This is a genomic window from Streptomyces aquilus (genome assembly GCF_003955715.1).
GTDB lineage: Bacteria > Actinomycetota > Actinomycetes > Streptomycetales > Streptomycetaceae > Streptomyces > Streptomyces aquilus.
The window spans coordinates 829,679-843,410 of record NZ_CP034463.1; the positions used below are offsets into that span (position 1 = coordinate 829,679).

The 13,732-nt window shown below is 70.4% G+C and carries 10 protein-coding genes; 8 read left to right on the forward strand and 2 right to left on the reverse strand.

Translation table 11 applies throughout. From position 1 onward, the window contains the following. Window positions 1-134: 134 nt before the first annotated feature. Genes EJC51_RS03980 through EJC51_RS03990 form a run of 3 tightly spaced genes read left to right on the forward strand, consistent with a single transcriptional unit; the run spans window position 135 to window position 4,324 of the window. A complete protein-coding gene (locus tag EJC51_RS03980; RefSeq protein ID WP_126269711.1) occupies window positions 135-2,375 on the forward strand; it encodes an MMPL family transporter in 2,241 nt (746 codons plus the stop codon). Between the two features lie 6 nt (window positions 2,376-2,381). Further along, the gene (locus EJC51_RS03985; RefSeq protein ID WP_126269712.1) at window positions 2,382-3,647 is read left to right on the forward strand and encodes a sensor histidine kinase; all 1,266 of its coding nucleotides are present in this window, start codon (window positions 2,382-2,384) and stop codon (window positions 3,645-3,647) included. Further along, the gene (locus tag EJC51_RS03990; protein ID WP_126269713.1) at window positions 3,644-4,324 is read left to right on the forward strand and encodes a response regulator transcription factor; all 681 of its coding nucleotides are present in this window, start codon (window positions 3,644-3,646) and stop codon (window positions 4,322-4,324) included. The genes EJC51_RS03985 and EJC51_RS03990 overlap by 4 nt, the downstream gene beginning before the upstream one ends. Window positions 4,325-4,384: 60 nt before the next feature. Here EJC51_RS03990 and EJC51_RS03995 read toward each other — a convergent pair whose 3' ends face one another. Then, window positions 4,385-5,446, reverse strand: a complete 1,062-nt coding sequence (locus EJC51_RS03995) for a LacI family DNA-binding transcriptional regulator (RefSeq protein ID WP_126269714.1) — start codon at window positions 5,444-5,446, stop codon at window positions 4,385-4,387. Window positions 5,447-5,676: 230 nt separating this feature from the next. Here EJC51_RS03995 and EJC51_RS04000 point away from each other — a divergent pair, with 230 nt between their 5' ends. The 5 genes from EJC51_RS04000 (at window position 5,677) to EJC51_RS04020 (ending at window position 13,244) form a co-directional block, all read left to right on the forward strand. Then, on the forward strand, window positions 5,677-6,603 hold the full coding sequence (locus EJC51_RS04000) for a carbohydrate ABC transporter permease (RefSeq protein WP_126269715.1): 927 nt from the start codon (window positions 5,677-5,679) through the stop codon (window positions 6,601-6,603). 4 nt (window positions 6,604-6,607) lie between these two features. Beyond that, the gene (locus tag EJC51_RS04005; protein ID WP_126269716.1) at window positions 6,608-7,528 is read left to right on the forward strand and encodes a carbohydrate ABC transporter permease; all 921 of its coding nucleotides are present in this window, start codon (window positions 6,608-6,610) and stop codon (window positions 7,526-7,528) included. Window positions 7,529-7,630: 102 nt separating this feature from the next. After that, window positions 7,631-8,968: an ABC transporter substrate-binding protein gene (locus tag EJC51_RS04010; protein ID WP_126269717.1), complete on the forward strand. Its 1,338-nt coding sequence runs from the start codon at window positions 7,631-7,633 to the stop codon at window positions 8,966-8,968. A gap of 82 nt (window positions 8,969-9,050) precedes the next feature. Then, entirely contained in the window at window positions 9,051-11,090 is a 2,040-nt protein-coding gene (locus EJC51_RS04015) for a beta-galactosidase (RefSeq protein WP_126269718.1), read from the forward strand. Between the two features lie 114 nt (window positions 11,091-11,204). Next, complete coding sequence (locus EJC51_RS04020; RefSeq protein WP_126269719.1) at window positions 11,205-13,244, forward strand: RICIN domain-containing protein; 2,040 nt, start codon at window positions 11,205-11,207, stop codon at window positions 13,242-13,244. On the opposite strand, the gene EJC51_RS04025 is transcribed toward EJC51_RS04020, so the two are convergent. Next, window positions 13,228-13,710 carry a hypothetical protein gene (locus tag EJC51_RS04025; RefSeq protein ID WP_244362469.1) on the reverse strand — a complete coding sequence of 161 codons (483 nt, stop codon included), beginning with the start codon at window positions 13,708-13,710 and terminating at the stop codon, window positions 13,228-13,230. The two genes, EJC51_RS04020 and EJC51_RS04025, sit on opposite strands and share 17 nt — an antisense overlap. Window positions 13,711-13,732: the final 22 nt, after the last annotated feature.

The following is a 13,732-nucleotide window of genomic DNA, read 5'->3' on the forward strand; positions in this document are numbered from 1 at the left end:
CGGCTACTGGTCCAGGTGCACCAGAGGCGGACGGCAGCGGGGGACGATGTCCGGCGCGGCACCGGAAGGAAGGGTGGAAGGCGCGTGAGATCCGCGTGTTTCCCCTTGCCTAGCGGTGTCTGGAGTGATCAGAAGTGGCTGTGTTGCTGTACCGGATCGGACGGTGGGCCTTCCGGCGGCGTCGGCTCGTGGGCGGTGTGTGGCTGGGTGCCCTGGTGCTGGCCGTCGCCGCCGCCGCGCTGGCGCCGGCCGGAGAGGAGGAGGACCTCTCCATGCCCGGCACCGAGTCGCAGAAGGCGTTCGATTTGCTGGACGAACGGTTCCCGCAGAGCAACTCCCAGGGGGCGGAGGCCCGTCTGGTGTTCCGGGCGCCGGACGGCGAGCGGGTGACGGCCAGGGACAACAGGGCGGCGGTCGAGGACGCGGTCGGCTCACTGGACCGGGGCGCTCAGGTCGCGTCGGCCACCGATCCCTACGAGAGCGGCGCCGTCAGCGAGGACGGCACCATCGCCTACTCCACGATCACGTACACCGCGGACGCCGTGGACCTCACCGAGGCGTCGAAGGACGACCTGGCGAACGCCGCGCGAGGGGCCCGGGAGACGGGGCTGACCGTGGAGATCGGTGGCTCCGCGCTGGACGCGGAGGAGGAGCCGGGCGGTACGACGGAGCTCGTCGGCGTGGCGGTCGCGGCGGTGGTGCTGGTGCTCGCCCTCGGGTCGCTGGTCGCGGCCGGGCTGTCGCTGCTGACCGCCTTCGTGGGCGTGGCCATCGCCTTCGGCCTGGTCTCGGCGCTCGCCGCGCCGCTGGGGCTGACCTCCACCGTCGCGATCCTCGCCCTGATGCTGGGGCTGGCGGTCGGCATCGACTACGCGCTGTTCATCACCTCCCGCTTCCGCCACGAGTCCGCCCTGGGCCGGGCACCCGAGGAGGCCGCGGGACGGGCCGTGGGCACGGCCGGCTCCGCCGTCGTCTTCGCCGGCGCGACCGTCTTCATCGCCCTGGTCGGCCTGGGGGTGGTCGGCATCCCCGAACTCACCAAGATGGGTCTGGGCGGCGCGGGCGCCGTGGCCCTCGCCGTCCTCGTCGCCCTCACCCTGGTCCCCGCGCTGTTCGGGTTCTTCGGCCGGCGGATGCTGCCCCGCGCCGTCCGCAAGGCGATGCGGTCGGGCGACGTGTCCCCGCGTCCGGTGCCCGACACCGGCCGGCCCGGACTCGGCGCCCGCTGGGCGCGGTTCGTGCTGCGCCGTCCGGTGCCCGTGCTGATGATCGCCGGGCTCGGTCTCGGGGCCGTGGCTCTTCCCGCCCTCAGCCTCGAACTCGGGCTGCCCGGAGACGAGTCGAAGTCGGTGGAGACCACGCAGCGCCGCGCCTACGACCTGTTGTCGGAAGGCTTCGGCCCCGGTTTCAACGGCCCGTTGACCGTGGTCGTCGACACGGCGGGGTCCGGGGACGTGCGGGCCACCACCGACCTGGTCGTCAAGACCGTACGCGACGTCGACGGGGTCGCGTCGGTCGGCGATCCGGTGCTCAGCCGGGGCGCGGACACGGCCGTCCTGACCGCCGTCCCGGAGACCGCGCCCAACAGCGGTACGACTAAGGACCTCGTGCACACGATCCGCAGCGCGGCCTCCGATGTCGAGGCCGACACGGGGGCCGACGTCCTGGTGACCGGCAGCACCGCGATGAACATCGACATCTCCCAGGCCATGTCCGACGCCTTGCTCCCTTACCTGACCGTCGTCATCGGCCTGGCCGTGCTCCTGTTGACGGTGGTCTTCCGCTCGGTCCTGGTCCCGGTCAAGGCGGCGCTCGGGTTCCTGCTGTCGGTGGGTGCCGCCTTCGGCGTCCTCGTGGCCGTCTTCCAGTGGGGGTGGGCGGCGGACCTGATCGGCATCGAACAGACCGGGCCGGTCATGTCGTTGATGCCGATTCTGATCATCGGCATCGTCTTCGGTCTCGCCATGGACTACGAGGTCTTCCTCCTGACCCGTATGCGGGAGGCGTACGTCCATGGCGCCGCGCCCGGCGACGCGGTCGTCAACGGCTTCCGGCACAGCGGCCGGGTGGTGGCCGCCGCCGCGATCATCATGATCAGCGTGTTCGCCGGATTCATCGGGATGAGCAGCCCGACGATCCAGACGATGGGCGTCGGACTGGCCGCCGCCGTCGCCTTCGACGCCTTCGTGGTGCGGATGGCGATCGCGCCCGCGGTCCTGGCGCTGCTCGGCCGCCGGGCCTGGTGGCTGCCCCGTATCCTCGACCGTGTGCTGCCGAACGTGGACATCGAGGGGGAGGCTCTGAGCCGTCAAGTCCCGGACCGCGCAACCGAGTCGGACCCCGCGGTACGGCGACTCCCGGTCGGCCGGGACTGAACGGTCATGACGCACAGGGGTGTTGAGGGACCGCGTCCACCCGGCACGGGGTGGCGGGAAGCGGCGATCACGGGGACGGCGTTCGCGCTCTGTCTGCTCGGCGGCGTCCTCCACGACGACGGCCGCACCCTGGCGGCGCCGTCCGCCGCCGCCTACGTCGTCGCCGTGGTGTCCTGTGCCGTACTGCCGCTGCGGCACCGGGCACCCCTGGCCGCCATGGCGGTCACGACGGCGGCCGGCGTGCTCGCGCCGGCCCTGGGCCTCCTGTTGAGCCCGCTCATCGTGGCCCCCGCCGTGATCACCGCCCACTCGCTCACCGCGCGCACCGAACGGCACGCGGTGAGCGCGGTGTCGCTCACCTCCGTGGCCCTGCTGGTCGCCTCCACCCCGCTGCTCGGAGCCCTGTCCTGGAAGGACGCGAGCAGGATCGGGGTGGTGGCGGCGTTCCCCCTGGTGGCCGGCGTGCTCGGCCACTCGGCGCACAACCGGCGGGCCTATCTGGCGGCCGTGGAGGAGCGGGCCAAGCGCGCCGAGGAGAGCCGGGAGGGCGAGGCGCGCCGGAGGGTGGCCGAGGAACGGGTGCGCATCGCCCGGGAGTTGCACGACCTCGTGGCCCATCAGATCACCCTGGCCAACGCGCAGGCCACGGTCGCCGCCCACCTCTTCGACGCCCGCCCGGAGCAGACTCGTAAGAGCCTGAAGGAGCTTGTGGAGACCACCGCCCACGCGCTCGACGAACTGCGCGCCACCGTAGGGCTGTTGCGCCAGAGCGGGGACGCGGCGGCGCCCGCGGAACCGGCGCCGGGGCTGGCCCGGCTTCCGGCGCTCCTGGAGTCCTTCGGCCGCGCGGGGCTTCAGGTGACGGCACATCAGCAGGGCATTGTCCGGCCGCTGCCGCCAGGGGTGGACCTCACCGCCTACCGCATCATCCAGGAGGCCCTGACCAACGTGACCAAGCACGCCGGCACCTCCGACGCCAGGGTCCAACTCACCTGGGACACCGACTACTTGACCGTCACCGTCGCCGACGACGGACGGGGCAATCCCACGACGCCGGAGCCGTCCGCCGGACCGGGTGCGTCCACGCGGGCCGACCGGCCGCCCGGCTACGGTCTGATCGGGATGCGCGAACGGGCCACCGCGGTCGGCGGGCACCTGTCCGCGGGCAGACGCCCCGAGGGCGGCTTCCTCGTTTCCGCCCGGTTGCCCCTGCCGCCCGCCAAGGACACGGCGCACAGCACGGACCACCAGGAAGCCGGGGAGGCGTCATGACGCTCCGGGTACTGCTCGCCGACGACCAGGCGCTGCTGCGTCAGGCCTTCCGCCTGCTGCTCGACTCCGCCGACGACATCACCGTGGTCGGCGAGGCCGGCGACGGCAGAGAGGCGGTGCGGCTCACCCGGGAGCTGCGCCCGGACGTGGTCATCATGGACATCCGCATGCCCGAGATGGACGGCCTCGCCGCCACGACGGAGATCTGCGCGGACCCGGACCTGCGCGCGAGCCGCATCCTCGTCCTGACCACCTACGAGACCGACGAATACGTCGCCCAGGCGCTGCGCGCGGGAGCCGGCGGGTTCATCGGCAAGGGCATCGGGGCCGACGACCTGCTCAACGCCGTGCGGACGATCGCCGACGGCGACACGCTCCTGTCCCCCGCCGCCACGCGCTCCCTGGTCGCCCGTTTCCTCGCCACGCCGGACACCGTCCCGCCGCAGCACCCCGAGCGGCTCGACCGGCTCACGCCGCGCGAACGCGAGATGGTGGCCCTCGTCGCGACCGGCCTGTCCAACCAGGAGATCGCCGAGCGGCTGTTCCTCAGCCCGTTCACCGTCCGCGCCCATGTGCAGCGCGCCATGACGAAGCTGGAGGCCCGTGACCGGGCCCAACTCGTCGTCATCGCCTACCGGACGGGACTGGCCCGGCCCACCCAGGACGAGCAGCCGTAACCGAACGTCAGCCTGGCCCACCCCTGACAGACAGCCGTAACCGAACCCGCGCCCCCGCGCTCACTGCGCGCCCGGCGGCGCCGCGCTCTCCCGGATGATCAGACGCGTCGGCACCAGCGTCGTGCCGTGCGGAGTGTCGTCATGGCGCAGCTTGCGCAGCACCGCCTGGACGCAGAGCCGGCCGACCTCGGCGAAGTCCTGGTGGACCGTGGTCAAGGGCGGCAGGAAGGACGACGCCTCGGCGATGTCGTCGAAGCCGATGACGCTGACGTCCTGCGGGACGCGTCGGCCGCTCTCGTGCAGGGCGCGCAGCAGGCCCAGGGCCATCTGGTCGTTGGCCGTGAAGACCGCCGTGCACTCCTCCCGCGCGGCCAGTTCCAGGCCCGCCCGGTAGCCGGACTCCGCCGACCAGTCGCCGCGCACCAGCGGCGGCACCGGACGGCCCGCCTCGGTGAGCGTGGCCTGCCAGGCGTCGCTGCGGCGCTGGGCCGCGTAGGAGTCCTCCGGGCCGGCGAGGTGCCAGACGGTGTGGTGGCCGAGCCCGAGGAGGTGCTCGACGGCGGTACGGGACCCGCCGGCCTGGTCGGTGTCGACGACCGTGTACCGGTCCCCCGCGTCGGAGTCGGCGACGACCACCTGGACGCGGGGCGGCATGTTGATGGTGGCCGCGTCCAGGAGGTGCACCTCCATGATGACGATCACCGCGTCGACGGCGAGTTCCTGAAGCCGGGAGAAGGCGCCGCGCACCTCGTCCTGGGTGGGGACGGCGAGGGGCAGCAGGGTCACGGCGTAGCCCTCGGCGGCCGCCGCGGTGGCGATCGCCTCCAGGGTGCGGACGTTGCCGGTCGTGGAGAGGGAGAAGGTGATGACGCCGAGGGTGCGGAACTCGCCGCGTTTGAGGGCGCGGGCGGCGCTGTTGGGGCGGTAGCCCAGCTCGCGCATGGCGTCGAGGACCTGGCGGCGGGTCTCCTCGTTGACGCCCGCGTAGCCGTTCGACACGCGGGAGACGGTCTGGGAGGACACTCCGGCCAGCCGTGCCACGTCGGCCATCGAGGCCGAGGAACGGCTCACGCGGCGACCCCGGCGCGGCGCCTGCGGCGGCGAGTCGTGTGTCGCGTCCATTTGCTACCTCCTGCCTCTCCTTGCATCGCTTTGATCACGATCCTCCGGGGAGACCCTTGACCTGTGTCATCGGAGGAGTGTAGACATGCCGCCATCGGATGTTTACGTAAACATAACAGCTCAAGTCACTTTTTCTGCTGATCGGTGTTTACGCAAACATCCCGGCCGCCCTGTGCCCGGGAAACCGGTGCGGGGCGGGGGTTCCATGAGTGAACGAGCGAGGAACGATCATGACAACGTTGCAACCGCCGGCAGCCGCCGAGCCGCGCCCGGCACCGCCTCCGGCGAAACGGGACCGACGCTCGTGGACGGGATGGGGCTTCATCGGCCCGTTCGTGGCGGTCTTCGCACTGGTCTTCCTCGCGCCCATCGCGTACTCGATCTACCTGAGCCTCTTCCGCGACCAGCTCATCGGCGGCAACCACTTCGTCGGCCTGGACAACTACTCCCAGGCCCTCAAGGACGACCAGTTCTGGCAGGCCGTCGCCCGGGTGGGGCTCTTCCTGGCCATCCAGGTGCCGATCATGCTGGGCATCGCCCTGCTGGTGGCGCTGGCCCTGGACAGCGGCCGGCTCTACGGCAAGAGCTTCTTCCGGATCACGATCTTCCTGCCGTACGCCGTGCCCGCCGTGGTCGCCACCCTGATGTGGGGCTTCATGTACGGCACCAAGTACGGCCTGGTCGGCGACATCAACGAGGCGTTCGGCACCTCGCTGCCCGACCTGCTCTCCCCCGACTGGGTCCTCGCCTCCATCGGCAACATCGTGACCTGGGAGTTCGTCGGCTACAACATGCTGATCTTCTACTCCGCGCTGCGGGTCATCCCGACCTCGCTGTACGAGGCGGCGGAGATCGACGGCGCCGGTCAGTGGCGGATCATCAGCTCGATCAAGCTGCCCGCGATCCGGGGCGCGATCGTCATCGCGACGATCTTCTCGATCATCGGCAGCTTCCAGCTCTTCAACGAGCCGAACATCCTGCGCCCGCTGGCGCGCAACGCCATCACCACCGACTACACGCCGAACTTCTACACGTACTCGCTGTCCTTCAACGGCCAGCAGCACAACTACTCCGCGACGGTGGCCATCATCATGGGCGTCATCACGATGATCGTGGCCTACGCCGTCCAGCTGCGCGGCATGCGCAAGGGAGCGTGACCCGATGAGCACCTCTGTCGCCGCTCCCCCCGCCAAGAGCGCGTCCCCGCTGCGCACTCCGCGCAAGAAGCACACCCCGGGCAAGCCGAAGCGCAGCCTGCTGCTCACGGGGCTGATGGCCCTGATGGTCCTCTACACCGTGGCGCCGCTGATCTGGCTGGTCATCAACTCCACCAAGACCCAGGCGGGTCTGGGCTCCTCCAACGGGCTGTGGTTCGCCCACGACTTCGCCCTGTGGGACAACATCCGGACCACCTTCACCTACCACGACGGCATCTTCGTCCGCTGGCTGCTCAACACCCTGCTGTACGTGGTGCTCGGCGCGGGCGGCGCGACGCTCCTTGCGGTGCTCGGCGGGTACGCGCTGGCGAAGTTCGACTTCCCCGGCAAGCGCGGGATCTTCGCCGTCGTCATCGGCGCGGTGGCCGTGCCGGGTACGGCCCTCGCGGTGCCGACCTTCCTGATGTTCAGCAAGATGGGGCTCACCGACACCCCCTGGGCCGTGATCATCCCGTCGCTGGTCTCGCCCTTCGGCCTCTATCTGATGTGGGTGTTCGCCGCCGAGGCGATCCCGACCGAGCTGCTGGAAGCGGCCCGGATGGACGGGGCGAACGAGGTGCGCACCTTCTTCCAGGTCGCGCTGCCGCTGCTGGCCCCGGGCATCGTCACCGTGCTGCTGTTCACCACGGTCGCCACCTGGAACAACTACTTCCTGCCGCTGATCATGCTCAAGGATCCGAACTGGTACCCGCTGACCCTGGGGCTCAGCGCCTGGAACTCCCAGGCGGAGACCATCGGCGGAGACGTGATCTTCAACCTGGTCATCACCGGCTCCCTGATCACGATCATCCCCCTCATCGCCGCCTTCCTGTTCCTCCAGAAGTACTGGCAGTCCGGCCTCGCCGCCGGAAGCGTCAAGGAGTGACCTCGGCGACGCCCCCGAACCCCCCAATGCAGCACCCCTGAAACACCCGTCGAAGCACCACCACCCTCACTGTCCCACCCACGAAGAAGTGGAAGCACCTCCATGCGCAGAACAACGAGCCGCATCCTGCGCGGCATCGCCCTCGTCTCCACCCTCGCCCTCGGCGCCACCGCGTGCGGAAGCTCGGACGACGACTCCGACACCAAGGCCGTCTCCGCCGCCGACATCAAGGCGGCCCTGGACAAGGGCGGCTCCATCACGGTCTGGGCCTGGGAGCCCACCCTGAAGACCGTGGCCGCCGACTTCCAGAAGAAGTACCCGAAGGTCAAGGTCAACCTGGTCAGCGAGCGCTCCGGCGACAAGCACTACACCGCGCTGTCCAACGCGATCTCGGCCGGCAAGGGCGTCCCGGACGTCGCCCAGGTCGAGTACTTCGCGCTCGGTCAGTACTCCCTCACCAAGGGCCTGACCAACCTGGCCCCGTACGGCGCCGACAAGCTCGCCTCGAAGTACACGCCCGGTCCGTGGAACGCGGTCAGCGACGGCGACAAGGTCTACGGCCTGCCGATGGACTCGGGCCCGATGGCGCTGTTCTACAACAAGAAGGTCTTCGACAAGTACAAGATCGCCGTCCCCACCACCTGGGACGAGTACCTGGACGCGGCCCGCAAGCTCCACAAGGCCGACCCGAAGGTCTACATCGCCAACGACGCCGGTGACGCGGGCTTCACCACCTCCATGCTGTGGCAGGCCGGTTCGCGCCCGTACAAGGTCGACGGCACCAAGGTCGGCATCAACTTCGACGACGCGGGCGCCAAGAAGTTCGAGACCGTCTGGCAGAAGCTGATCGACGAGAAGCTGCTCGCCCCGATCAACGGCTGGACCGACGACTGGTACAAGGGCCTCGGCGACGGCAGCATCGCCACCCTGGCCAGCGGCGCCTGGATGCCCGCCAACTTCGAGACCGGTGTCCCCGGCGCCAAGGGTCAGTGGCGTGCCGCGCCGCTCCCGGCCTGGACCAAGGGTGACAAGGCGAGCGCGGAGAACGGCGGCTCCTCGCTGACCGTCCCGGAGCTGGCCAAGAACAAGGAACTCGCCTACGCCTTCACCGAGTACGCCAACTCCGGCGCCGGTGTCGCCACCCGCGTCTCCGAGGGCGCCTTCCCGGCCACCAAGGCGCAGCTGGAGGACCCCGCGTTCCAGAGCAAGAAGTTCGACTACTTCGACGGCCAGGAGGCGAACAAGATCTTCGCCGAGTCCGCGGCGAACGTGGCGAGCGACTGGTCCTACCTGCCGTTCCAGCAGTACGCGAACTCGATCTTCAACGACACGGTCGGCAAGGCGTACGTCTCCAGCACCACGCTGGCGGACGGCCTGAAGGCCTGGCAGGACGCCTCGGTCAAGTACGGCGAGGAGCAGGGCTTCACCATCGAGAAGTAGTTCTCGCGGAAGCAACGAACGCCGGGCGGCACGGCTCCCGGGCCGCGCCGCCCCCGTGCACCACCCCTTCGGAAGGACCGCCATGATCTCCACCCTCCACTCCCGCCGCCGCGGGGCGGACGGTGACCTCACCCCGCGTCTCGCCTTCGGCGCCGACTACAACCCCGAGCAGTGGCCACGGGAGGTGTGGGAGGAGGACGTCCGGCTGATGCGGGAGGCCGGTGTCACCGTCGTCTCGGTGGCGATCTTCTCCTGGGCGCGCCTGCAACCGACCGCCGACACCTGGGACTTCGGCTGGCTCGACGAGGTCATGGACCTGCTGCACGCGGGCGGCATAGGCGTCGACCTCGCGACCGCCACCGCCTCCCCGCCGCCGTGGCTGACCACGGCCCACCCGGAGATCCTGCCGGTCACCGCGACCGGCGAGACCCTGTGGCCGGGCGCCCGCCAGCACTGGCGGCCCACCTCCCCCGTCTTCCGCGAGCACGCCCTGCGCCTGGTCCGCGAGATGGCCACCCGCTACGCCGACCACCCCGCGCTGGTCGCCTGGCACGTCTCCAACGAGCTGGGCTGCCACAACGTCTACGACTACTCCGACGACGCGGCCCGCGCCTTCCGCGACTGGCTGCGCGCCCGCTACGGCACGCTGGAGGCCCTCAACCACGCCTGGGGCACGGCCTTCTGGTCGCAGCGCTACAGCGACTGGGAGCAGATCCTGCCCCCGCGGCTGGCGGCCTCGCACCCGAACCCGACGCAGCAGCTGGACTTCAAGCGGTTCTCCTCCGACGTCCTCAAGGACTATCTGCGGGCCGAGCGGGACCTGCTGAAGGAGATCACCCCCAACGTCCCGGTCACCACCAACTTCATGGTGATGGGCGAGACGAAGGGCATGAACTACGCGGACTGGGCCGAGGAGATCGACTTCGTCTCCAACGACCACTACGTCCACCCCGGCCCGCAGTCCCGCGACGAGCTCTCCTTCTCCGCGAACCTCACCAGCGGCATCGCGAGCGGCCGGCCCTGGTTCCTGATGGAGCACTCCACCAGCGCGGTCAACTGGCAGCCGGTGAACGTGGCCAAGCGGCCCGGCGAGCTGGCCCGTGACGCGCTGCTGCACGTGGCGCACGGCGCCGACGCCGTCTGCTACTTCCAGTGGCGGCAGTCGGCGGCCGGCGCCGAGAAGTACCACTCGGCGATGGTCCCGCACGCCGGCGCCGACAGCGAGCTGTTCCGCGCGGTCGTCGAACTCGGCGCCACCCTCAAGACGCTGGCCCCGGTGGCCGGTTCGACCCGGGAGAGCGCCAAGGTCGGCATCGTCTTCGACTGGGACTCCTGGTGGGCGAGCGAGCAGGACTCCCACCCCACCTCGCTGCTCAACTACCGCCAGGAGGGCCTGGACTGGTACTCCGCGCTCCTCGCGCTCGGCGTGCGCGCCGACCTGATCACCACCAAGAGCGACTTCACGCGCTACGACGTGCTGATCGCGCCGGTCCTGCACGTGGTCCCGGCGGAGCTCGCCAAGGAGCTGACCCGCTACGCCGAACAGGGCGGCCACCTGGTCACCACCTACTTCTCCGGCGTCGTCGACCAGAACGACCACATCTGGCTCGGCGGCTACCCCGGCGCCCTGCGCGAGCTGCTCGGCATCCGGGTCGAGGAGTTCGGCCCGCTGCTCGCCGACGAGTCGGTGTCCCTGGACGACGGCTCGACCGGCACCCTGTGGACCGACCGCATCACCCTGGCCGACGACCGGACCGAGGTCCTCGCCCGCTACGACTCCGGCGACCAGGCCGGGCGGCCCGCCGTGACCCGCCGTACGGCGGCGGCCGGTTCGGCGTCGTACGTCTCCACGCGCCTCGGCGTCGCGGGGCTCACCGCGCTGCTGCCCCGCCTCCTGGAGCCGGCGGGCGTGCACAGCGAACTCCCCGCCGAGGCGCGCGGACGGGTCGAGCTGGCCGTCCGCAGGAACGACGACGAACAGTTCCTGTTCCTGGTCAACCGCACCGACGACACGGTGCCGCTGCCGGGATTCGCCGGTGACGTGCTGTACGGCACGAGCGGCGACGGCGGGCTCGTCCTCGGCCCGCGCGAGGTCGGCGTGGTGCGCCGGCCGTCGGCCTGACCGCAGTTGTCCCCCCGGGCGGCACATGGCCCCGCCCGGGGGCACCCCCCTCCCCGAAGGTCCGGCGGGAGGGACCACCGCAGCGTTTCCACCTATGAAAGCTGGGAGCACACGATGGCAGGACTCACCCGCAGCAGACGGCTCCTCGGGGCCGCGTCGATGACCGCGCTGGCGACCGGAGCGGCACTGCTCTCGGGGCCCGCGCCGCTCGCGCAGGCCGACACGGTCACCGCGTCGGTCACCGTGCAGCCCGATCCGTCGTACAAGCAGGACAAGTTCGAGGGCTGGGGCACCAGCCTGGTCTGGTTCGCCAACGCCACCGGCGACTACCCCAAGGAGATCCGCGAGAAGCTCGCCGACCTGCTCTTCGGGGACGACGGTCTGGCGCTGAACATCGCGCGCTACAACATCGGCGGCGGCAACGCCCCCGACGTGAAGGACTACCTGCGCGCCGGTGGCGCGGTCGAGGGCTGGTGGAAGGCTCCGGCGGGCACGACCCGTACCGACACCGACTGGTGGAGCGCCGACGACCCCGCCGACTGGAACCCGGACGCGGACGCCACACAGCGCTGGTGGGTCGAGCGGATCAAGCACGACATCGACCACTGGGAGACGTTCTCCAACTCCCCGCCCTGGTTCATGACCGAGAGCGGCTACGTCTCGGGCGGGTTCAACGCCAACGCCGAGCAGCTGAAGGAGAGTTCGGTCGGCGACTTCGCCGCCTACCTCGCCGGGGCGACGAAGCGGCTGGAGAAGTCCGAGGGCATCGAGGTCGACACCGTCGACCCGTTCAACGAGCCCAACACCGGCTACTGGGGCACCCGTCTGGACGCGAACGGCCAGCCGGTGGGCGGCCGTCAGGAGGGTGCGCACATCGGGCCCGCGATGCAGGAGAAGGTGCTGGCCGCGCTCGCGCCCGCGCTGAAGAAGGCCAAGGTCAAGGCCGGCATATCGGCGATGGACGAGACCAACCCCGGTCTGTTCGCGACCAACTGGAACTCCTACTCCCAGGCGTCCAAGGACCTCGTCGGCCAGATGAACGTCCACACCTACGGCACCGGTCAGCGCACCACGGTCCGCGACCTGGCCAAGGCGGCCGACAAGCCGCTGTGGATGAGCGAGGTCGAGGGCGACTGGGGCGACGGACAGAGCTTCACCGACATGCGCCCCGGTCTGGGCCTGGCCCAGCAGATGGTGAACGACCTGCGCGAACTGGAGCCCAAGGCCTGGGTGTTCTGGCAGCCGGTCGAGGACTACGACAACATGAAGCCGGGCGGCGAGTCCGCCAAGGGCGGCAACTGGGGTTCCGTCCAGCTCCCGTTCAGCTGCACCTCGACGGACACCCTGAAGTCCTGCCCGATCTACACCAACACCAAGTTCGACACGGCCCGTAACTTCACGCACTTCATCAAGCCCGGCGACCGCCTGATCAAGGTGAACGACACCTCCAGCGCCGCCGCGGTCACCAAGGACGGCAAGGGCGCCTCGCTGGTCCACGTCAACTCCACGACCGCGCCTCGCGCGGTGACGATCGACCTGTCCAAGTTCGGGAAGATCAAGGACAACGCGACCGTCACCCCGACCGTGACCGACGCGGCCGGCAAGCTGGTGCAGCAGGCCCCGGTCGAGGTCGTCGACGGCAAGGCGACGTACACCGTCCCCGCGCAGTCCGTGACCTCCTTCACCGTCAAGGGCGTCTCCGGTGTCGCCAAGGACGCGAGCCTGTTCAGCAAGGGCGCGTCCTACACGCTGACCGGTGTGCAGAGCGGCAAGGCGGTGACCGTCGGCGCGAACGGCACGAACCTGGTCATCAACTCGGCGAACGGCACGGTCGCGCAGGAGTGGCGCCTTGAGGCCAAGTACGGCAAGAAGGGCAGCAACCGGGCCCGCTACGTCTTCGCCAACCCGGCCGAGGGCAAGCGGCTCGCCGTACGGGACAACGTGCCGGTGATCGAGCCCGACACCGGCGACCGCGACCCGGCGACGGAGTGGATCCTCTCGACCACGGGCGACGGCACCTGGACGCTGGTGAACCAGGCGACCGGGCGCCTCCTCGAGGTCGGCGGCCAGGCGACGAACGAGGGCGCGGCCGTCACGACATGGCAGGCCAACTCCGGTTCCAACCAGCGCTGGCGGATCACCGAGGTGAGCTGATCAGCCCCTGATCGGGATCGGACCCAACGCCCGGCCGGGCCTCCCCGGCCGGGCGTTCGGCTGTCCCCACACCGCTCACCCAGACGCGGAGCGGCCCCGGCTCCGGCTCCCCGTCCGCCAAGAACTCCTCGATGATCGGCTCGAGATCTCCGGACGGGAGGTGGGCGCCGAGGAACGGCAGCTGGTCCGCGGTCACGGACCCGGTCGAGCACCTGAGCTGCCCCGCCTGCGCGTCGTGCCACACATAGAACGTCACCGGACCGGAGAACCCCAGCTCACGGATTCGGGCCCGGATCACCGCAGCCGTCCGTTCGAACGCGGCGACCACCGCGGAGACGGAAAGCGACTCCCTGTCCCCGTCGGCCGCCCCCAGCCACCAGGTGTTGGTGTCGCACTCCGCCCGCCGGTCGGCGGGGTCCAGCACCAGCGGTTCGTCCGCCACTTCGGCGATCCATGTCAGCAGCACCGCTCAAGTGTCCCGTGTCGGT

What these genes read in the sequence shown, in the direction of transcription:
- EJC51_RS03985 (WP_126269712.1), top strand. Translation starts at nt 2,382, where the DNA reads ATGACGCACAGGGGTGTTGAGGGACCGCGTCCACCCGGCACGGGGTGG.
- EJC51_RS03990 (WP_126269713.1), top strand. Translation starts at nt 3,644, where the DNA reads ATGACGCTCCGGGTACTGCTCGCCGACGACCAGGCGCTGCTGCGTCAG.
- EJC51_RS03995 (WP_126269714.1), bottom strand. Translation starts at nt 5,446, where the DNA reads ATGGACGCGACACACGACTCGCCGCCGCAGGCGCCGCGCCGGGGTCGC.
- EJC51_RS04000 (WP_126269715.1), top strand. Translation starts at nt 5,677, where the DNA reads ATGACAACGTTGCAACCGCCGGCAGCCGCCGAGCCGCGCCCGGCACCG.
- EJC51_RS04005 (WP_126269716.1), top strand. Translation starts at nt 6,608, where the DNA reads ATGAGCACCTCTGTCGCCGCTCCCCCCGCCAAGAGCGCGTCCCCGCTG.
- EJC51_RS04010 (WP_126269717.1), top strand. Translation starts at nt 7,631, where the DNA reads ATGCGCAGAACAACGAGCCGCATCCTGCGCGGCATCGCCCTCGTCTCC.
- EJC51_RS04015 (WP_126269718.1), top strand. Translation starts at nt 9,051, where the DNA reads ATGATCTCCACCCTCCACTCCCGCCGCCGCGGGGCGGACGGTGACCTC.
- EJC51_RS04020 (WP_126269719.1), top strand. Translation starts at nt 11,205, where the DNA reads ATGGCAGGACTCACCCGCAGCAGACGGCTCCTCGGGGCCGCGTCGATG.